We start from the raw sequence: 20278 nt of genomic DNA on the forward strand, positions 1-20278 counted from the left end.
GGGCCTGTGCGGCACGTACGGACTCACCGCGCTGCCGCTCCCGGCGCGAACCGCGCGAAGTAGGCGAGCGCCGCGAAGTCGTCGATCGCCTCCCGGCCGGCGACCCGTTCCGGGGCGCCACCCTGCAGGATGCGCTTGACCGGGACCTCCAGCTTCTTGCCGGTGCGGGTGTGAGGGAGTGCGGGCACCTCGATCACCTCGTCGGGGACGTGCCGCGGCGAGGCATGGGTGCGCAGTGCGGTACGGATCTCCTCGCGATGCGCGTCGGTGAGCGTGACACCGTCAGGCGGCACCACGAACAGCGGCATCCAATAGCCGCCGTCGGGCAGTTCGGCGCCGATGACCAACGAATCCGCCACGTAAGGGAGTTCGTCGACCACCGCGTAGACGTCGGCGCTGCCGAGCCGTACTCCGTGCCGGTTGAGCGTGGAATCGGAACGGCCGGTGATGACGACGCTGCCGTGTGCGGTCACCGTGGTCCAGTCGCCGTGCCGCCACACGCCGGGCCAGGGCGTGAAGTAGGCCGAGCGGTAGCGCTCGCCGTCCGCGTCGTTCCAGAACCGCAGCGGCATCGAGGGCATCGGCCGGGTCACGACCAGTTCGCCCACCTCGTCCGTGACGGCACTGCCGTCGGCGTCCCACGCCTGCAGGTCCACCCCCAGCAGCGGCGCGGAGATCTCGCCCGGCCACACGGGGACGGTCGGTGCGCCGCCCGCGAAACCGCTGACCACGTCCGTACCGCCGCTCGTCGAGGCGAGCTGGACCCCGGGGCCGACATGGTCGCGCACCCACGCGTACGCGCTCGCCGGCAGTGGCGCGCCGGTCGAGCCGACCACGCGCAGCGCATCGAGAGCGAGATCGCGACCCGGCTCGACGCCCGCCTTCTCGCAGGCCAGCAGATAGCCGGGGCTGGTCCCCAGGACCGAGACACGGTGTTCCGCCGCGACCTGCCACAGCCGGTCCGGGCGGGGATGGGCCGGCGCCCCGTCGCACAGGACGAGCGTCGCACCGTGCAGGAGACCGGAGACGAGGAGATTCCACATCATCCAGTTCGGCGTCGTGTACCAGCAGAAACGCTCGCCCGGCGCGAGATCCATGTGCAGCCCCAGGACCTTCAGGTGGTCGAGGAGGACGCCGCCGTGGCCGTGCACGATGCCCTTGGGCACGCCGGTCGTGCCCGACGAGAAGAGCACCCACAGCGGGGCGTCGAAGCGCAGCTGCTCGTAGACCGGCTCCGCCGCTCCGTCCGTCACCTCCGCCCACGACCAGGTCCCTGCCGGGGGCGACGTGCCTGCGGTGGGGCCGGGACCGGGGACACGGACGGTGTCCCGCACCGACGGCAGCGCCGTGCGGAGCTCGTCGGACTCGGCACGCCGGTCGTGTTCACGGCCGTTCCAGCGGTAGCCGTCGACGGTGAACAGGACGACCGGTTCGAGCTGCCCCAGACGGGCGGCGGCTCCGGCCGCGCCGTAGTCGGGCGCGCACACGGACCAGACGGCGCCCACGGACGCGGCGGCCAGGAACGCGATCACCGCGTGCTCGGTATGGGGAAGGTATCCCGCCACCCGGTCGCCGGGCCGCACCCCGCGCCCCCGCAGCCATGCGCCGAGCGCCCCGACCTGACGGCGCAGCTCGTCCCAGCCCACCTCGCGGGACGTGCCGTCCTCCCCCGTGGCGATCAGCGCGGGGCTGTCCCCACCGGGGTGGCGCAGCGCGTGCTCGGCGTAGTTGAGGCGGGCACCGGGGAACCATCGGGTGCCTGGCATCGCGCCTTCCACCACCGCCGTGTACGGAGTCGAGGAGCGGACCTTGAAGAACTCCCAGACAGCCGACCAGAATCCGTCCAGGTCGGACACCGACCAGGCGTGCAGTGCGGCGTAGTCGTAGGGATCGCGCGGAGCCGCGGCCGAGCGGCGGGCGGCGAGGTCGGTGAAGGCGGCCAGCCGCGAGGCATCTGCGATTTCTGGAGAAGGAACCCAGATGGGCCCGACGGCGGCGCTCATGCGTCACCTGCAAGGGCCGGGGCGATCGAGGGGCTGTCGGCGCCCGTGAGGTCCGCACGCAGCGCGGCGACGACGGCACGCAGCCCGTCCGCGTCCTCGAAAGAGCCGAAGACGTAGTGATCGGGGCGGACCACCGCGCCCAGATGCCCGGCGGCCGCCAGGTGCGGGAGATAGAAGTTGTCGACGTCCACCGCGTCGTGCTCACCGTCGCCCGGGTCCTGCGGCGGGGTGAACCGGATCGTGCGCGCACCGATGGTGTCGAGGAAGGCCAGGTCGTCGCTGTCCAGCGCGGCCCGCGGGTCCTCGCTCGCGCAGACCAGGAAACCGGCTCCGACGGCTTGGTCCAGCAGGTCCGTCACGCCCCGGTGGCGGACGCGTCCCTGCGGGCTGAGTGCCCCGGCCGCACCGGCGGGCGCGCCGTCGAGGCCATGGTGCACGAGGCCGTCGCCGAGGGCGGGCGGTGGCACGGGCGGCAGAGCCCGCGCGGGGTCGCAGTCCGCCCCGAGCAGCGCGGCGTCCCGCGCGGTGGCAGCGGCCGGGTCCGTCACACAGATGACCTTGCCCAACTCCACGGAAATGCCGATGGCATGGCGTACGTGCGCGGTCCGCTCCGAGGTGTACGTGTCCAGCAGTGCGGGGTCCGCCGCACCGCCGGTGACCAGTGACAGCTTCCAGCCGAGGTTGGCGGCGTCACGGATGCCCGAGCACATGCCCTGTCCGGCGAAGGGCGGCATCTGGTGGGCGGCGTCTCCGGCCAGCAGCAGCCGGCCGTCGCGCCAGCGGTCGCACCAGCGGGCCTGGAAGGTGTACAGGGCGTGCCGTTCCAGTGCCGCATTCTCCGGTGCGATGCCCCAGGGTTCCAGCAGCTTCCAGGCGGTGGCCTCCGTGTTCAGGTCCTCGCGGCTCTCGCCGGGCATCCGCATGAACTCCCACCGGCGTCGGCCGGGTCCGGCGGAGACGGCGGTGGTGGGCCGGGCCGGATCGCACACCTGGATGTTCGTCGGCGACCACGGCTGTTCCTCGTGGGGCAGCACGTCCACGATCAGCCAGTCGTAGAAGAAGCCGAGATCGGTCACGGTGGTGTCCATCGCGGCGCGCACGAAGCTGTTCGCGCCGTCGCAGCCGACCAGCCAGGGGGCGCTGAGCCGGCGCTCGGTGCCGTCTGCGGCGCGTGCGGTCAGGTGTGCCGCGTCGGCGTCCTGACGGACGGACACGACATCGAGGCCGCGCAGCAGGGTGATCTCCGGGCGCAGGCGTGCGGCCTCCTCCAACGCCTGTTCCAGTTCCGGCTGGTGGAACATGGACGCGGTCGGCCACCCCGAGGGCCCCGTGCCGGACCAGTCGAAGCGCAGGAGCGGCGTGCCCGCGCCGTTGCGCCACTCGTATGTGTCCGCGGGCGCGACCCGCTCAGCCGCATAGGCGCCGACTCCGGCCCCGGCGAGCAGGCGCGCGACCTCGTCGTCGAAGTGGACCGCGCGCGGCAGCCGGTAGAAATGGGGCCAGCGTTCGACGACGGTGGTCCGTACGCCGTCGCGGGCCAGGAAGAGGGCCAGCGCCAGGCCGACAGGGCCGGCGCCGACGACGAGCACATCGCTGTCAGGAAGGGAACGGTCCATGCCTGCCGCCTAATTGGCGGGGGCGCTGTGAGCGCCCGTCATCAGACCGGCCAGGTCCTCGGGAGCGAGGAACGAGGGAGGCGGAGGCGGCCCCCAGGCCCACAGCGCGCGGGCCCCTTCCCAGACGCCGGGCTTCCACAGCTCGTCGTCCACGATGCAGTCCAGGTCGGAGTAGTACTCCGAGAAGTTGCCGGCCGGGTCCTTGAGGTACCAGAAGAAGTTGGAGCCGATGAAGTGCCGGCCCAGGCCCCACGTGTGCCGTTCCGGATCGGCCTCGAGCATGGCGGAAGCGCCACGGCCGATCTCGTCGATGTCGTCCACCTGCCAGGACGTGTGGTGCAGGAAGGCCACGGGAGCCTGCTGCACCAGGATGTTGTGGTGATCGGTGGAGCAGCGCATGAAGGCGGCGAAGCCGGGGACGGTGTCGCTGACCTTGAAGCCGATCCCCTCCTGGAAGAACCGCTGCGAGCCCTCCTGGTCGGTGGAGCCGAGCACCACGTGGCCCAGTTTGCGCGGGCGGACCCGGTCCTCACGCAGGATGCCCGGTGCGCGCAGCCCGATCCGCTCCGTCGACCCGGGAGCGTTGTAGGGGCCGGGCGTGGTCGGTTCCTGCGCGTAGCGCGGGGCGATCTCGACCCGGACCAGTACCTCGGTCCCGGGGTCCACGGCGGTGACGGAACCCTCGCCGAGCTGGGGAGCGAAGCCGAGCCGGGTCAACCGGGAGGCGACGCGGGCCAGATCATCGGGGTCGTCGGCGCCGACGCCGAGCTCGAGCAGACGGCGCCGCGGCGCTTCGGCGATCCTCAGCTGTTCGCCGCCGTCCACGGTGGACAACGTGTGCGAGGTGCCGTGCACGCCGGACGGCGTGAGCCCGAACTCCTCGTAGTAGGCGGCGGTGCCCACAGGGTCGGGGACACCCATGACGATCTGGGTCAGACGGTGCAGTGACATGTGTGCGGCTCTCTTCGTCGAGAAACGGCGGACTGCGTTGTGCTGCTGGACTGAGCGGGAAGGCGGGGCGTCTCAGGCGGTGAGGGGTGTCCGCAGGGTGCCGATGCCTTCGACGGTGGTCACCAGAACGTCGCCGGGGGTCAGAAAACGCTGGGGCGAGCGGGCCATGCCGACGCCGGCCGGGGTGCCGGTGAAGACGAGATCGCCCGGCAGGAGCGGGCAGACGGCCGAGAGCTGCACGATCAGCTCCGGCACATCGAAGATCATGTTGGACGTGCGGCTCTTCTGCAGAACTTCGCCGCCCTCCAGCGCGCAGGAGATCTCCAGATCGTCGGGGTCGTCGAACTCGTCCGGTGTGACCAGCTCCGGGCCGATCGGCGCGAATCCAGGGTAGGACTTGCCGAGCGAGAACTGAGGCGCGGGACCGGCGAGTTGAAGGACGCGCTCGGAGAGGTCCTGGCCGACGGTGAGGCCTGCCACGTACGACCAGGCCTCCTCGCGCGTCGCGCGGTGGCAGCGTCGGCCGATCACGGCGACCAGCTCGGCCTCCCAGTCGACGTTCCCCTGCGGCAGGGTCACAGGGGCGTCGTGTCCGGCGACGGAGGTGGCGAACTTGGTGAACACCGTCGCGGATTCCGGCGCGCCGAACCCCGACTCGGCAGCGTGGTCGCGGTAGTTGAGCCCGATCGCGAAGATCTGCGCAGGGCTCGGCGCGGGCGGCCCCCACGCCGCACCGTCCCCTGCCACCGGAGCGGTCCCGGCCCTCCCGCCGAGCCCCTGTTCCCCGGCCCAGGCGAGGAAGGCGTCCCAGTTCGCGTACACCTCCTGCGGATCGGGGCCGAAGCGGCCCCCGCTCGCCTCGGCGACGTCCACGGGACCGTCCGGGCCCCGCAGCACGAGTCGTCCGTCGATGTTGGCCAGGCGCATGGAGTCTCCCGAGGGGGTTCGGTGCGGTGAGTGCTCCGTCAGTCTCGGACTGTTTTCTCGGTAGGGCAAGAGATTAACGATATTTTCTCGACCTGGCGCCAAGCTGGTACTCTCCGTGGTCATGGCGCAGGCGAAACAGACACGGGCAGGGGCGGTCTACGCGGCGATCCGCGAGGAGATCTTCCAAGGCACGCTCCGCCCCGGGCAGCGGCTGCGCCTGGTCGAGCTCGCGGGGCGCTTCGGCGTCAGCCAGTCCGTCGTGCGCGAGGCACTCACCCGGCTGTCCGAGCAGGACCTGGTCGTGGCCGCGCCGCAGCAGGGCTTCCGCGTCGTCACCCTCTCCCGCGCCCACCTCGACGAGCTCACCGACGCCCGGATCGAGATCGAATCCCTGGTCCTGCGCCGCTCGATCACTCGCGGCGACATCCAGTGGGAGTCCGAAGTCGTCGCCGCCCATCACCGCCTCAGCGCCACCCTGCCCCTGCGTGCGGACGGCCTCCAGAACGACGACTGGTTCGCGGCCCACGAGCGCTTCCACCAGGCGCTGCTCGAAGGCTGCGGCAACGACCGGCTGCTCTCCGTCGCGATGTCCCTGCGCGACGCCGCGACCGTCTACCGCCGCTGGTCGGTCCCGGTCGCCCACGACGTGACGCGCGATGTCGCCGGCGAGCACCGTGCGCTGATGGAAGCCGCGCTCGCCCGCGACGCCGACAAGGCCGCCGGGCTGCTCGCCGCCCACCTCGACCGCACGGCCTCCGCGCTGCGGGCCGTCGTCGAGGAGGGGGCGGAGCCCGCAGCCTGACTCCGGCGACGATCACGTCATCCCCGCAGCCACGCGAAGGTGTCGGCATAGAACGCCGCCGTGCGCTCCGGCTGATCGTCGCCGAGCAGGTCGTCCGCCACCTCGTAGCCGCGGCGGGACAGGTGCAGGGCGAGGATGGCGTACGGCGCGCGGAAGTCGGCGAGGTCCTGCGGGCGCAGGGCGATCGGCCGGCCGGGCACGACCGGGGCGATGGTGTCCCGTTCGTAGACGCAGTCCAGCGCGAGGATGCCCCAGCGGCCGTCGCGGCGTTCGAGGCGGTTCACGATGCGGGTGCAGGAGACGAGGTCGACGAGCACGCCGTCCATGTCGGTGCGTACCTCGATGGCGGCGGGTGTCTCGGCGAACGCCCGGTCCCCGACGATCTGGACGGTCGGCGGGGACAGCCGGTGGACGCTGGAGTCACCACGGCCCGCCATGGCCTCGGAGGCGGCCACGAATTCCGGCCCGTCACCCCGGTACCAGCTGAGGGTCACCGTGGAATCGGGCCAGTAGCAGGACCGCATCTGGTCCCACCAGCCGCGGTCACGTCCTTGGCGCTCGCGCAGCACGGTCTGCGCGACGCGATCGATGTCCGTCATGAAGTGCTCCTTGCTGCAAGGCCGTTGATGCGGCGCTCAGGCCCGCCGTGCGTGGGGTCAGTCGACGCGGCGGGCCGTGGCGAGCCGGTCCTTGAGAGCGGTGAGGTCGGACGCGCCGTAGTACCGGCCGGCGCGCACCACGCCGCCTACGCCGTGCAGATGGGCCGCGCTCTCGACGGGATCGGCGTCCAAGAGGACGAGATCGGCGATCTTGCCCGGCTCGACCGTGCCCATCGTGTCCGTGGTCCCGAGCAACTCGGCGGCGGACAGGGTCAGCATCTGCAGCAGACGCAGCGGCCCGAGCCCCGCCTGCGCCAGCAGGTCGATCTCGTCGTGGAGCGCGGCACCGGGCACGACCCAGACCGCCCCGGACGAGTCCGTGCCGACGAGCATCCTCACGCCTGCCCGGTCGAAGACGCGGGCCATGTCGTACTCCAGGCGGTGCGAGGCGGCGAACGTGGCACGCTGCTCCGGCGTGAACCGCTTGCGGAACTTCGTCGCCGCGCCCTTCCAGGTACGCACGGTGGCCGGTGACATGTAGCGCAGGTCCGGGTCGTCGGCGAAGGCCGGGTCGTCGCAGAGCTTGCTGGTCCGCTGCCGGATGAGGGTCGGCACGTGCCACGTTCCGTCCGCCGCGAAGCGCTCGGCCAGTTCGCGCGTGCGTCCCTCGTCGTAGGTACGGACGGCGTGGTCGAGGATGTCCACGTCCTCGGACTTGTTGAGGGCGACAGGGTTGAGGACCACCCGCCTCATGACGGCGTTCACGACACGGTCCATGAACGGCAGCCGGACCTTCGGCAGGGACAGTCTCTGCCGGGCGCCCGAGGCCCGTTGGATGGAGTGCTCGTCGGTGGAGCAGCAGGCGAGGACACCGAGCCCGGCTCCGAAGTGTTCGATGGACTTCATGCCGAGCGCCGAGGCCTTGAGGACGTCGATGCCGGCGGGCAGATGGCCCACGATCGGCACGCCGAGGCGCAGGGCCTCCGCCTGGGCGTCGAAGAACCGCTCCTTGGTCATGGCGGCGGACTTCACGAAATCGGCCCCGGCCCGCACCTGTTCACGCACCGCCGCGGTGGCCTCGTCGGCCGTGCCGGTGTTCAGCATGGTCAGGAGCGGGCCCGGCAGAGCGAGCAGCGCCGGTGCGGCCTCGGGGAACCGCAGCGAGCCGGAAGCGCGGGCGCGCAGCAGGTCGAGATCCCCGGACATCTGCCGGTAGCCGGTGATGCCGTGGGCGAGCATCAGCGCGTGGGCGGCATCGACGTCGCCGCCGCGGCCGAGCGGGTGGGCGTGCATGTCGTTGTAGCCCGGCACCACGTACCGGCCCTCGGCGTCCACCACCTCCGCGCCGTCCGGCTCGGCCAGCTCCGGGCCGACGGCGGTGATGACGCCGTCCTGGACCAGTACGTCGGTGTCGCGGCTCAGCGCTCCGTCTCGGGTGTCGACGACGGTGGCGCGGCGCAGGAGGAGGGCTGGGGGAACAGGAGCCATGGTCTTCGATCCTTCGATCCTTCGGACACGAGGGGAGGGGGCGGCGCGTGGCGGTCAAGGAGCGTCGGGGGTGAACAGCCGGTGCGCGTTGCGGGTGGTGAGATCCCGCCAGGTGTCGCCGGTGCCCGGCTGCTCCGCGGCGTCGACGGACGCGACCTGGTCGAGGACCGACCCGGCGGGGGTCCAGCAGTAGTCGCTGCCGTACAGAAGGCGTTCGGTGCCGAACGCGGCCCGAAGGGCGGGGACTTGGCGCGGGAAGGGGGTGCCCGCCAGGTCGTACCAGAGGCGGCCGAGCTGCTCCACGACGGATTCCTCGGAGCCGTCGCCCAGGAGGGGGCGGAACAGTTCCATGCGGTCCGCGAGCAGAGGGAGGACGCCGCCGCCGTGCGTGAGCACCCAGCGGATGCGGGGATGGCGGGTGAGGACGCCGCGGAAGAGGAGGTCGCTCGCGGCGCGGGCCGAGTCGAAGAGGAACTCCAGCATCGGACGAGGTCGGCCCAGACCGACCTCGTCGGCGTGCGGAGGGGACGTGGGATGGACGAAGACGACGGCGCCGCGACGGTCCAGTTCCTGCCACAGCGGCTCCAGACGTGGGTCGCCGAGGTAGAGGCCGTGGTGGTTGGTCTCCACCGCCACGCCGTCGGCGCCGAGCACGTCGAGGCTGTGGGTCGCCTCGGCGAGCGCGCCGTCGACGTCGGGCAGGGGCAGGGCGGCGAAGTGCCCGAAGCGCTCCGGCCGCTCGGCGCGGACCCGGGCGCCGAACTCGTTGACCTCGCGCGCCAGCGCGCGAGCCGCCGTGTCGTCACCGAAGTGCACGCCGGGGGAGGACACCGACAGGTAGGACTTGTCGATGCCCGAACGGGCCATCACATCCAGGTGCTGCTCGACGCTCCACTCCGGCCAGCCCGGCATCCCGTCGGGGTGCGCGATGCCGAAGGCGCGGGCGGCGGCGACGTAGCCGTCGGTGACGAAGTGCGCGTGGACGTCCACGAGTCCGGTCGAGGTCATGCAAGTACTCCCTGGCTGTCGAACGTGTCGAACCTGTCGAACCTGTCGAACGTGTCGGACCTGTCGTTGCCTGTCGGTCCCTATGGGTGCACCGTAAGAAGGGCGCCCGTACATTGGCATGGGTGGTTCCGATGAATGAAACGCCGATCCCGGGCGGTGCCGGACGCCGACGCGGGGGCCGGCCCGCCGAGGGGCAGCCGGTCATCGAGCGGGCATTCGCCCTGCTCGGCGCGTTCGACAGCGACCACCGCGCGCTGTCCCTCGCGGACCTCGCACGGCGCAGCGGCACGCCGCGCAGCAGCGCGCTTCGCCTCGCCCGGTCGCTCGTCCAGGTGGGTGCCCTGGAGCGGCTCGACGACGGCCGGTTCGTGGTGGGGCTGCGGCTGCTGGAGACGGCGTCTTTGGCGCCGCGCGGGCACGGGCTGCGCGCGGTGGCCATGCCGTTCATGGAGGACCTCTTCCATGTCACGCGGCAGCATGTGCTGCTCGCGGTGCGGGACGACGACGAGGCTCTGCTCGTCGAGCGGCTCTCGGCGCTGGATGCCAGTCCCGTGCGCTACCGCGTGGGAGGCAGGCTGCCGCTGGCGTCCACGGGGGTGGGCCTGGTGCTGCTGGCGTTTGCGCCGCTCGCCGTGCAGGAACGGGTCATCGCGGCGTACGACCCCGGGCACGGCGGCGAGGACATCCTTTCCGGCGAGGACCTGCGGCGCGTCCTCGCCGAGGTACGGCGCGCCGACTTCGCCCGGGGACATCAGAACCGCCCGTGGCCCAGGAGCACGGTGGCCGCGCCGGTGCGCGACGGCGACGACGTCGTGGCGGCCCTGTCGGTCGTCGTCCCCGGGACCAGCGGCTCGGACCCCGGGTACGGTCCGGCCGTGCGGGCGGCGGCGCGGGCGGTCTCGCGACGCCTCTCGGAGTGAGTGCCGGACGGCGTGCCCTTCGTCGTAAGCCGCACCGGGCGCCCACACCCGTCAGATCCCGCACGGGACGTCCACACCGGTCAGGCACCGCATCAGCCGTTGCACCAGGCGCCCTCCGTCAGATGTCCCACCAGCCGAAGGACCGGGTGGGGACGTGCACACCGCGGGCGCGGTCGAGACGGACCAGTTGGCCGCGATGGAAGATCAGGGGCCCCCGGCTGTGATCGGCGGCGGCCAGCCCTCGCACCCGGCCGACGACGGCCATGTGGTCACCGGCGGGAAAGCTGTCCTCGACCTCGCACTCGATCCAGGCGGCCGCCCCACCCAGCCGTGGTCCCGCGGCGCCGGTGACGTCCCACTCTCCCGTGGCGAACCGGTCGGCCGTCCGGCCGGCGAACGCCGCGCACACCTGCTGCTGGTCCTCGGCCAGCACGTTCACGCAGAACGCGCCGGTCTCGACGATCGCCAGGGCGCTCGCCGAGCCCCGGCCGCAGTAGAAGACGACCAGCGGCGGTTCGAGGGACACCGAAGTGAAGCTGCCGACGGTGACGCCGACCGGGCCGCGCGGTGTCCTGGCCGCCACCACGCTCACCGAGGTCGGAACATGGCCGAGGACACGACGGAACACGGCCGGGGCGGCGGTCGTGACGGGCAGATCCGTTGAAGCGGGCAGATCCATTGCGGCAGGTGGAGACGGGAGCACAGCGACCTCCAAGGGAGCGGGAGCCGGACCGTGCGCCGTGTGCAGTCGACGGCACGGTGTGGGCCCAGTGAAACCACACCCGTCGGCCGGGGCATTGGTCCGGGCGGCCAAGCCGGGCCAGGCTTCTTGAGCCCGTGGCGCAAGCCGCCGCCGAACTGGTCCGCCGGCCCAATCCGCGCCGCCGACTCTGCGGTCCGGGCCACAGGACAGCGGTGCGGGAGCGGCGTGGAATCCCGGTAGCGGCACCTCGTCCCCCGAGGTGCCGGCCGAGCCGCCGGAAGGATCCCCATGACTACGATCACGCCCACTCCGCACGCAACTGCCGCGTCCGCCGCGGCCCTCAAGGAAAGTGCCGCCGCACTGGTTCCCCTGCTGCGGGAGAACGCGGCCCGTACGGAGGCGGACCGCAAGGTCGCCAAGGAGAACATCGCGGCCCTGACCGAGGCGGGGCTGCTCCGGCTCACCGTGCCGCGACGGCTGGGCGGTCACGAGGCGGACTTCCGTACCTTCCTGGAGGTCACGTCCGAACTCGCGCGCGGATGCGGGTCGACGGCCTGGGTGACGACCCTGATCAACGTCTGCAACTGGATGGTCGGCCTGTACCCCGACCGGGTCCAGCAGGAGGTCTGGGGCGAGAATCCGGACGCGCGGGTGTGCGGAGTGCTGGCGCCGAGCGCGACCAGCCGGGTGGTCGACGGCGGTTTCGTCGTCACCGGCCGCTGGGGGTTCGCGTCGGGCAGCCTGCACTCCCAGTGGGCCGCGGTGGGCATCCCCGTGGTCGACGCCTCCGGACAGCAGGTGGATCAGGGCGTCGCGCTGATCCCGATGACCGACCTGAGCATCGAGGACACCTGGTACGTGGCCGGCATGCGCGGCACCGGCAGCAACACCCTGGTCGCCGACGGGGTGTTCGTGCCCGAGCACCGCGTCCTGTCGGTGACGCGTGGCGTGCAGGGCGCCCACCCGACCGAACACGACGACGAGGCGCTGTACCGCTCGGCGCTGGTGCCGGTGCTCGCACTGGTCCTGGCCGGCCCCCAAGTCGGCCTGGCGCAGGCCGGGATGGACACGGTGCTGGCCTCGCTGGCCAAGGGCAAGGGGATCTCGTACACGTTCTACGAACGGGCTAGCGAAGCCCCGTCGACGCAGATCCAGATGGCGGAGGCGGCGCAGCTCATCGACACGGCGCGGCTGCATCTGATGCGCGCGGCCGACGACATCGACACCTGGGCGGCCCGCGGGGAGCAGATGCCGTTCGGGACACGGGCCCGGGTGCGGATGGACACCGGATACGTGGCGCGCCGTTCGCGTGAGGCGCTCGACCTGCTGTTGAGCATCCAGGGCGCCGGAAGCTTCGCCGAGGCGAACCCGCTGCAGCGGATCTGGCGGGACCAGGAGACGGGCAGCCGGCACGCGGTGATCAACCCGGCCATCGCGGGGGAGTTGTACGGGCGGGTGCTCCTGGGCATCGAGGAGCAGGTCACGCCGCTGATCTGAGAGGTTCTCAGAATCGGGCACGGCGGGACGGCCTGTCACGCACGCCGTCGCGATCGCCGCACTCCGCGGCGCGCAGCACGGCGGGACCCAGCGTCCTGGCGGCTTCCAGGGCTGTCAGCACCTCGGGCAGCCGGGGCGTCACATCACGTCCGATGAGCTGTTGGGCACGCTTGACGCGGTACGTGATGGTGTTGCGCGCCACGTGCAGTTGCGCCGCCGCGACCGCCAGGCTGCGCTCGTTGCGCAGATACAGGTGCAGGGTGCGGCGCAGCTGGTCCGCGTGCCGGCTGTCCGCCGCGAGCGCCCCCAGTTCGTCCCCGACGAAGCGGCGCAGGGCGGGCAGATCGGCGGAGAGCAAGGCCGCCAGTTCCACGTCCCGGTGGTCGGCGACCGGACCGGTGCCGCCGGGGTTGAGCCGCATCACGCGGGCCGTGTGCTGAGCGTCCTCGTGCGACTGGCGGAACCCCTGCGGCCCGGAGCGCACCGAGCCGCAGGCGACACGGATCCCCTCGGCCTGCAGGACGTCGTCGGGTCCGGGGGCCACCGGGACATCGGCGCCCGGCTCGCCCCAGGCCCAGACAGTGGTCCGGTCCAGGGGGAGCACGAGGGTCGAGACGCAGCCGCGCAGGGACAGAAGTTCGGCCGCCGTCCGCCGCAGGTCGCCGTTGACGGCCGCGGGCGGTCCGTCGTACCAGGCGACGACGGCCAGGTGGCGGCCGCGCAGCCGGTAGCCGAGGACGTCGCGCGCCATGTCCTCACTGACGGGCCGGTCGTCGAGGAGGGCGCGGACCGTGTCCTCCCGGGCCGCGTCGCCACGGGCGACCCAGCGGTCGTGCTCGGCCCGGTACTCGTCCGTCATCCGGGAGGAGAACGCGTCGATGAAACCGAAGAGCAGCTCCGAGATGCGACGGAACTGTTCCGCGCGCTCGGCCGGTGCGGCGAGCTCCGCGCACGCGCCCATCAACGCCTGCGCCAGGGCGGCGTGCGCGACGCGGATACCGTGCAGCACCTTGTCCAGGCCGAGGCGGCGCCGGGCGAACTCCCGGTCCCCGAGGAGGGACTCCTCGGGGACCTTCCAGTCGGCCGCGGGATCGGCCAGCAGAAGCAGGGTGTTCAGCGTCGCGGCCTCGGTACCCATGCGGAGGATCTCGAACGGGGCCGGTCCGCCGCCCAGTTCGGGCACTTCGCGGATGACGACCTCGGCCAGTCCGTGCCCGACGCCGACAGCCCAGGCCACGGGTCCGGGGCCCAGGCGCTCCGTGGCTTCCGTGATGGTGCGCCGCGAACTCGCGGGCGAGCGCGGGACGTCGGCGGGTCCGGGAGCGACCCGGCGGATCCAGCCGACCGTGCCGGAGGGCTCGTGAGCGGTCATGACGCCGTCCTTGCCGTCGTGAGAGCAGCATCCGCGTGTGCGACACCGGCGGAGACCAAGGCGGACTCACGCGCGATCGCGGCTGATCGCCGTCTCGCCCGCCATGGCCACACACCGTAACAGCAAAACGACAACAGCGGCGATTAACGATAATTTCTTTCGTGGTTGACGCCAAGGACTCACCGGCCGCTGACCCGCCCTGACGTCAGGCCGCCCGCTCGAGCGTCGTGTCCCGCTCCGGCGACGTCCCCCATCGGAAGCACAGCTGGGCGTTCGTCGCCTGCGGCAGCGCCCACAGGGTCCGGATCTGATCCAGCTCCCGCTGAAGGGACCGCACCGAGATGTGCAGGGCGCGCGCCGCACCCTTCTGCGTCGCACCCTCCGACAGGCACCGCAGGACCGCCTTCTGCAGCTCCGACAGCAGCCCGGCCGCCGCTTCCCGGCCGCGCTCACGACGCTGCCCGTGCCACGGCTGGGCACGCCGCCACTCCTGCTCGAACGCATGCTTGGCGAACGCGACCATGGCCCGGTCCGTGATGATCCAGGCGGCGCCGTCGGGGGCGTCCGGGATGACGTAGTTGGAGATGACGGCGACCCGTTCGTCGACGATGATCACCCGTTCGAACGGGTCGGCCAGCGTACGGAAGTGGACACCGCGCGGCGCCATCACCGACGCCCACTCGCACGTCACGCCGTCGTCACGCACCGCGTCCTGGTAGAGCGTCCGATACCGCACCCCTCGCTCGAGCGCCGCGGTGTCGCGGGGGACACCGAGCTCCATCTGCTCCCGCGTCCGCGGCCCGTGCGGGTGCGCGCCGAGGAGTTCGTGCTGGGCACCTGCCAGGATCGAACCGATCCGCTCGTTGATCTCCGCCCGGTCGGCAAGGAACTCGCTGCCCGCTCCCGCCCGATGACGCGACTGAGCGAAGAGGACATTCATCTGCTCGACAGCGCCCGGCAACTCCATCAACTGCCGTGTCTGCTCCTGCAGATGCGCCAGCGCGTCCTTCGCGACCGCCCAGGCGGCCGGGGTCGGCGGCAGCGCGATCGTGTGCCCCGCCTCCTCGGCATCCCCGGCCAACCCCCACGCCCGCAACTGCTCGAGCGTCTCACCGTCCGCGGGGCCGGGCTGCTCGCCCTTCGTCAGCCTCGCGTACAGGTCGACCGCGGCCGGCGACAGCGCCCCGGGTAAAGCCCGGCCCTGCGAGTCCGCGCGCGTAGTGCGCTCTCCCACCAATCCCTCCACGATGATCAATGCTGCTTGTCGGTACGTCCGTTGGCGTACCTACGCCAGGCATCAAGACGACAGCTGTTTCGATTGAAGCGATGCCGTCGCGTACGCCAAAGTCTATCCGCGGGGCTCCTCCCGGCCCCTCCGAACCGTCTCCTCACAGGTGGCTGGCAGGTCATGGCCTGCTTGCCCATCAGGGGGGGAACCGCAGGAGACGACCTTCGGGAACCACAGCACCCACACGGCCGGGAGGCCCCGATCCTCGGCTCACCGCACTGTGAGCAGCGAGAACTGAAAGGAACCACCACATGACCGTGACAGCCCGCCGGATCGGCGTCCTGATGGCCATCACCGCGGCAGCCCTCGCCGCGCTGGCCATGACCCAGAATTCGGACGCCGGCACAGTGAAGCGTGCGGACAGCGTGTGGATGACACCTGTCGACTCGCAGCCGGCCAACGAGCCGAACCAGGAAGCCGTTCCGGCGAGCGAGCCCGACCAGCCGGGCACCGTGCAGCCGCAGGACTCCGTCTGGTAGACGCCCAACAGCCACCTGTCCGGGGCTCGGACAGCGCGCACGGGACCCGTGGGGGGAAGCACCGCGCACGCTGCCCGAGCCCCACTTTCGTATGTCATCGCACGCGGTCATGCCGCACGTCGCCCTGTTCGAGGTTCACGGCTCCGTAACGCGGCCGGAGCCCGGTGAGTCACGCGGCGGCGCCAACTGCGTTGCTGGCGGCGCGGCTTCGCTGCGACAGGCGGCAACGTCGCTCGGTGAGCGACGAGATGACGGAGCCGTCCGCCTGGTTTCCCGTGGCGGACGGCTCGCGTCGTAGGCGTTCAGAGGTCAAGTCCGGTGGCGGCGACGTAAGCGTCCTGGGCCGCTGGACGACACCAGCCGAGGCCGGCGGCGGGATTCGAACCCGCGTTGCTCTCTTAGCAGGAGAAGTAGCCGCAACCTGCGCACCTGAACGCGGTCACTCTATGTGCCGCATCGGAAACCGGCACGTGAATTACGCGCCGCAGCAGAGACCGGCACGTGATCTACGCGCCGCAGCAGGGCTGCCCATGCCAGGCGGCATAGCCACCCGCCCGAAAATCGGTGGAGCCCCGATCCCGTCCGGCGCTACCGTGCTGCCGCACACGCTCGCACTGTGAAGGACCTGCCGTTGTACACCACGTGAGATTTCCCGAGCGCTGATCCGTCGCGCGGCGCACCTGCGCGCCGCGCTCCTTTTCGCTGCGGTCTTCTCACTGAAACCGGTGTATCTCTGTGTCCGAAATCTGGGTGGACGTGCCCACCTGCCTCCAGACCCTTCCCTGCCGTTGCCACGGCGCCGCCTCCGGGCGCTTCCGGGCGAACGGCAAGTCCCGCGTCACCGCGGACCACAAGCTCCTCGACGCCCGGCTCCTCGCCCTGGGCGTCGCGTACGGGGGCACCCCTGAGCTCACTGTCCTGAACCTGCTGCACGTCAACCACCCTCACCCGGTGGCCGAGTTGCTCCAGAGCCGGGTCGTACGGCGTTGCCGTGACGCAGGAGGCTCGGGTCGAACCCGGCGGCCGGCCTGGCAGTCACCGTACGGACCACCGCCGCATCGCCCGCACCGAGGCCGGTGGGCGCCCGTGCCGGTGCTGGTCAGGGGCCGGTCCGCTGTGCGGTGCGGATACTTGCGCGGCCGGACCGACTGAGCCCTGCAGGCTTCGTATTGAGTGCTTCCGAGTAGGGCCTGTCCGGCAGGATCCGACCTCCCGGACAGGCCCTACTTGCGTGCCCTGCGTGACGTGGGGCATCCCTTGCGAGGGCAGTCGTAACGCCTCCGTCCTCGGATATTGCCCCTTGAACGAGAACGTGTTTCACTGCGCCGCGTGACTGACACACCATCAGTTGTTGAGGCGGACTACATCGTCGTGGGTGCCGGCAGCGCCGGCTGCATCGTGGCACGGAGACTCGCGGATACGGGCGCGAGCGTGCTGCTGCTGGAAGCGGGAGCGAGGCGCCTGGAGCGATCGAGGGTCATCCGGGTCCCCGGCATGATCTCGATCATGCATTCCGTGCCCCAGGTCAAGAAGCGCTTCGACTGGGGCTACTACACGGTGCCGCAGAAGCATGCGGCCGACCGCAGGATCCCGTTCACCCGCGGGAAGCTGCTCGGCGGCTCCAGCGCGATCAACGGCATGCTGTTCGTGCGCGGTCACCGCCGCAACTACGACGACTGGGCCGCCGCCGGCTGCACCGGCTGGGGCTTCGACGACATCCTGCCGTCCTATCGGCGGATGGAGGACTGGGAAGGCGGCGCGGGTCCACTGCGCGGTGCCGGCGGGCCGGTGGCGGTCACCCGGCACGGCGGTCTCACCCCGGCCTCGAACGCCCTGATGGAAGCCCTCTGCGAGGCCCTGGACGCACCCCGCAACGAGGACTACAACGGCGCGGAGCAGACCGGCGTCGGCATCGTGCAGATGAGCGCCCGCGACGGTGTCCGCTACAGCGCGGCACACGCCTACCTCGGCGACGACCGGCCCTCCGGCCTCACGATACGGTCCGCCGCTCAGGTCAACCGCGTCGTCGTCGAAGGCGGCCGGGCCGTAGGCGTGGAGATCGCCGAGGGCGGGCGGCGCCAGGTCCTGCGCGCCGGACGTGAAGTCGTTCTGTCGGCAGGGGTGGTGGGGTCGGCACAGATTCTGCTGCTGTCCGGCATCGGCCCGGCCGAGCAGTTGCGCGGGCTGGGTATCGATGTCGCCGCCGATCTGCCGGTCGGGCAGAACCTGCACGACCACCTCTTCGTACCCATGACGTTCCTCGCGCCATCGGCGCAGCACCGGGGGACGGCCGGGCACTTCTTCGGCGGCATGCTCGCCGAGACGCTCCGCGGGGGCAGTTGGCTGGGGCGTACCGTCTTCGAGGCCATGGCCTTCCTGCGCACTTCGGATGCGCGGACGCCGTCGGATCAGCCCGATCTGCAACTGCACGCCCTGCCCTGGTCGTACCCGAGCCCGAACCAGGACGCGCCCGTCCGCCACAACGTCGACAGCCGGCCTGCACTGACCGTGATGCCGACGCTCATCTATCCCAAGAGTCGGGGAGAGTTGCGCCTGGCTTCGGCCGACCCGGCCGAGGCTCCGCTGATCGATCCCGGGTATCTGTCCGATCCGGACGACGGCCGTTTCCTGATCGAGGGAATGAAGCTCGTTCGCGAGGTCATGGCGCACAAGCGGCTCGACGAGGTCGTCACCGGCGAGCTCCATCCGGGACCTGCCCTCGCCGACGACGCTGCGCTCGCGCGCGAGCTGCCGCAGCGCATCCACTCCGTCTATCACCCGGTCGGCACCTGCAAGATGGGCGGGCACGACGACCCGACCGCTGTCGTCGATCCGCAGTTGAAGGTGCGCGGGATCGAGGGGCTGCGCGTCGCCGATGCCGCCGTGATGCCGTCGGTCACCGGAGGCAACACCAATGCCCCCGCCATGCTGATCGGCGAACGCTGCGCGGAGTTGATGATCGGGCAAGCCTGATCATCCGGCCGAGGGAGGGTGCTACGGAGCCGTCGGCGCGGGCTCAGTCGGGGAGGCGGCGAGCACCGACAGGACTGCGCCGCGCACCCGATCGGGCAGCACGTCCTTCGAGGAAGCGTCGAACTTGCCGTCCCCTAGGCCAGCATCCACGGCCGGTTCCCCTCGGGAGGGCCCCGGACGCTCGCCCAGGCCGGCATCCACGGCTACAGCACCGCCTACTGGTGGGCCGCGGCCGTCGGCGCGGTGGCAACGTTCATCCTCCCGCTCCGGTCCGATCCAGGGAGCGGCGCTCCGGGACGAGCGGCACTAGCCGCTTGCCGCGCCGCCGAAGCGCTCGACGCCAGAGAACCCGCCGGACCGCCTCACGCCCGGTGAATGCGTCTCGCGCGCGTCGGCGGCGCCGCAGCCCAGCCCACGCCACCGAGGGCGGCCGCACCTGCCGCGTCCATCCACGCTCCCGCACCGGGCAGAGCCATACCGGCGACGAACAGTCCCAGAACAACTCCCGCGGACACCGAGCACACCGTCCATGCCAAGTGCCGTGCTCGCACCATCAGTTCGTGGTTCCTCATCATCATCCGCTCCGTCGGTCTGCCTGCCGCTCACCCTCTTTGGACACGGTCCGGCCGACGGTGTGACGCACACGCGCCACGAGCAGCGCGAAAGGGCGGTCCTCGCGGGTCGGGATGCGATGAGTCACCGAGCGGTGTCGACGTGATGTCTCACAGTCGCCGGACGCGCAGCACGCTGGTCAGCAGAGGGAGGGTGAACCCGCCGTGGGCGGTCTCCGGCCTGCTCGCCAGGAAAGCGCGGATCCGGGCCAGCGTGGCCTCTTGTTCTCGTTCCGGCATGACCAGTATTCCCGCGCGCGTCGCGATGGTCTCCACGAGCGAGTCGGCGGTGCGCTGCTGCCCGTGCGGGAACTCGGCCTGCGCCGGTGCGCCGAACCGGGCGGTCGCACCCGTCCGCGGAAGGTGCATGTCCGCCGTCTCGGCGCGCCAACTGGCGGGCGTGTCCCGCGGACCGATGGCCGCGCTCCCGCTGACCTGCGCGAGCCCGGCAACCCACTCGGTTCGGTCGTCCATGACGTTCCACAGCCCGGCCAGGATGCCGCCGGGGGACAGGACCCTGGCGATCTCGGGCCCCGCGACCGCCAAGTCGAACCAGTGCATGGCGTTCCCGGCCAGCACGGCATCGACGGACGCGTCCGGCAGCGGGATCGACTCGGCACTGCCCGACAGGGCACGGACCGCCGGAAGCGAGCGACGCAACTCGGTCAGCATCGCCCGGTCGGGCTCGACCGCGATGACCTCGGCGCCCAGTGAGACCAGAGTGCCGGTGAGCTTGCCGGTTCCGGCGCCGAGGTCCAGCACGCGCAGGCCGGGCGCGGGCCGAAGCGCCCAACGTGCCGCGGCCTGCGCATAGTCAGGACGGTGCTCGGCGTACGCGACCGCCGCCGCGCCGAACGATGAGGCGTGAAGCAGCCGTTTGTCTCGGTGCATACGACGACGCTATCGGCGCTGCCCGCGGTCGGCCATGCCGCCTCACTCCTGACACGGGGCGTGAGCCGCGCTGCGTACGGGCGACCCGCGACGGCGGGCCGGCCGCGCGGCAGTCCCGACGTGGCCGGCAGCAGATGAACCGATCGCCGG

The 20278-nt window shown here is 71.6% G+C and carries 16 protein-coding genes and 1 tRNA gene; 5 read left to right on the top strand and 12 right to left on the bottom strand.

The window, feature by feature from the left end:
* Positions 1-23 precede the first annotated feature (23 nt).
* The 4 genes from ACQUQD_RS40180 to ACQUQD_RS40195 all read right to left on the bottom strand — a co-directional run bounded on the left by ACQUQD_RS40180 (position 24) and on the right by ACQUQD_RS40195 (position 5497).
* Positions 24-2003: an acetoacetate--CoA ligase gene (locus ACQUQD_RS40180; RefSeq protein ID WP_428957181.1), complete on the bottom strand. Its 1980-nt coding sequence runs from the start codon at positions 2001-2003 to the stop codon at positions 24-26.
* The gene (locus tag ACQUQD_RS40185; RefSeq protein ID WP_428957182.1) at positions 2000-3619 is read right to left on the bottom strand and encodes a bifunctional 3-(3-hydroxy-phenyl)propionate/3-hydroxycinnamic acid hydroxylase; all 1620 of its coding nucleotides are present in this window, start codon (positions 3617-3619) and stop codon (positions 2000-2002) included. The genes ACQUQD_RS40180 and ACQUQD_RS40185 overlap by 4 nt, the downstream gene beginning before the upstream one ends.
* Before the next feature lie 9 nt (positions 3620-3628).
* A complete protein-coding gene (locus tag ACQUQD_RS40190; RefSeq protein ID WP_428957183.1) occupies positions 3629-4570 on the bottom strand; it encodes a VOC family protein in 942 nt (313 codons plus the stop codon).
* 72 nt (positions 4571-4642) lie between these two features.
* Positions 4643-5497, bottom strand: coding sequence for a fumarylacetoacetate hydrolase family protein (locus tag ACQUQD_RS40195; protein ID WP_428957184.1), 855 nt, complete (start codon positions 5495-5497; stop codon positions 4643-4645).
* A 121-nt stretch (positions 5498-5618) separates the two neighbouring features.
* Between ACQUQD_RS40195 and ACQUQD_RS40200 the strand changes: the two genes are divergently transcribed.
* Complete coding sequence (locus ACQUQD_RS40200; protein ID WP_428957185.1) at positions 5619-6299, top strand: GntR family transcriptional regulator; 681 nt, start codon at positions 5619-5621, stop codon at positions 6297-6299.
* 17 nt (positions 6300-6316) lie between these two features.
* On the opposite strand, the gene ACQUQD_RS40205 is transcribed toward ACQUQD_RS40200, so the two are convergent.
* The 3 genes from ACQUQD_RS40205 to ACQUQD_RS40215 are packed head-to-tail and all read right to left on the bottom strand — an operon-like array spanning position 6317 to position 9394.
* Complete coding sequence (locus ACQUQD_RS40205; protein ID WP_428957186.1) at positions 6317-6898, bottom strand: nuclear transport factor 2 family protein; 582 nt, start codon at positions 6896-6898, stop codon at positions 6317-6319.
* Positions 6899-6955: 57 nt separating this feature from the next.
* On the bottom strand, positions 6956-8386 hold the full coding sequence (locus ACQUQD_RS40210) for an amidohydrolase family protein (protein WP_428957187.1): 1431 nt from the start codon (positions 8384-8386) through the stop codon (positions 6956-6958).
* 54 nt (positions 8387-8440) lie between these two features.
* Positions 8441-9394 (bottom strand): amidohydrolase family protein, encoded by a 954-nt coding sequence (locus ACQUQD_RS40215; RefSeq protein ID WP_428957188.1) that lies wholly within the window; start codon positions 9392-9394, stop codon positions 8441-8443.
* A 131-nt stretch (positions 9395-9525) separates the two neighbouring features.
* Between ACQUQD_RS40215 and ACQUQD_RS40220 the strand changes: the two genes are divergently transcribed.
* Positions 9526-10314 (top strand): IclR family transcriptional regulator, encoded by a 789-nt coding sequence (locus ACQUQD_RS40220; protein ID WP_428957189.1) that lies wholly within the window; start codon positions 9526-9528, stop codon positions 10312-10314.
* A 118-nt stretch (positions 10315-10432) separates the two neighbouring features.
* On the opposite strand, the gene ACQUQD_RS40225 is transcribed toward ACQUQD_RS40220, so the two are convergent.
* Positions 10433-10993, bottom strand: coding sequence for a flavin reductase family protein (locus tag ACQUQD_RS40225; protein WP_428957190.1), 561 nt, complete (start codon positions 10991-10993; stop codon positions 10433-10435).
* A gap of 312 nt (positions 10994-11305) precedes the next feature.
* Between ACQUQD_RS40225 and ACQUQD_RS40230 the strand changes: the two genes are divergently transcribed.
* Entirely contained in the window at positions 11306-12514 is a 1209-nt protein-coding gene (locus tag ACQUQD_RS40230) for an acyl-CoA dehydrogenase family protein (protein ID WP_428957191.1), read from the top strand.
* A 7-nt stretch (positions 12515-12521) separates the two neighbouring features.
* Here ACQUQD_RS40230 and ACQUQD_RS40235 read toward each other — a convergent pair whose 3' ends face one another.
* A complete protein-coding gene (locus ACQUQD_RS40235) occupies positions 12522-13886 on the bottom strand; it encodes a PucR family transcriptional regulator (protein WP_428957192.1) in 1365 nt (454 codons plus the stop codon).
* A 205-nt stretch (positions 13887-14091) separates the two neighbouring features.
* Positions 14092-15120 carry a hypothetical protein gene (locus ACQUQD_RS40240; protein WP_428957193.1) on the bottom strand — a complete coding sequence of 343 codons (1029 nt, stop codon included), beginning with the start codon at positions 15118-15120 and terminating at the stop codon, positions 14092-14094.
* Positions 15121-15425: 305 nt separating this feature from the next.
* Here ACQUQD_RS40240 and ACQUQD_RS40245 point away from each other — a divergent pair, with 305 nt between their 5' ends.
* Positions 15426-15653, top strand: a complete 228-nt coding sequence (locus ACQUQD_RS40245; RefSeq protein WP_428957194.1) for a hypothetical protein — start codon at positions 15426-15428, stop codon at positions 15651-15653.
* Between the two features lie 363 nt (positions 15654-16016).
* Here the strand turns inward: ACQUQD_RS40245 and ACQUQD_RS40250 are convergent.
* A tRNA-Ser gene (locus ACQUQD_RS40250) sits at positions 16017-16094 on the bottom strand.
* Positions 16095-16982: 888 nt separating this feature from the next.
* On the opposite strand from ACQUQD_RS40250, the gene ACQUQD_RS40255 reads away from it, so the two are divergent.
* Entirely contained in the window at positions 16983-18626 is a 1644-nt protein-coding gene (locus ACQUQD_RS40255; protein WP_428957195.1) for a GMC family oxidoreductase, read from the top strand.
* Positions 18627-19348: 722 nt separating this feature from the next.
* Here the strand turns inward: ACQUQD_RS40255 and ACQUQD_RS40260 are convergent.
* Positions 19349-20128 (bottom strand): class I SAM-dependent methyltransferase, encoded by a 780-nt coding sequence (locus tag ACQUQD_RS40260; protein ID WP_428957196.1) that lies wholly within the window; start codon positions 20126-20128, stop codon positions 19349-19351.
* Between the last annotated feature and the right edge of the window lie 150 nt (positions 20129-20278).

Origin of the sequence: Streptomyces sp. cg35 (assembly GCF_050410835.1) — a bacterium.
Taxonomy (GTDB): domain Bacteria; phylum Actinomycetota; class Actinomycetes; order Streptomycetales; family Streptomycetaceae; genus Streptomyces.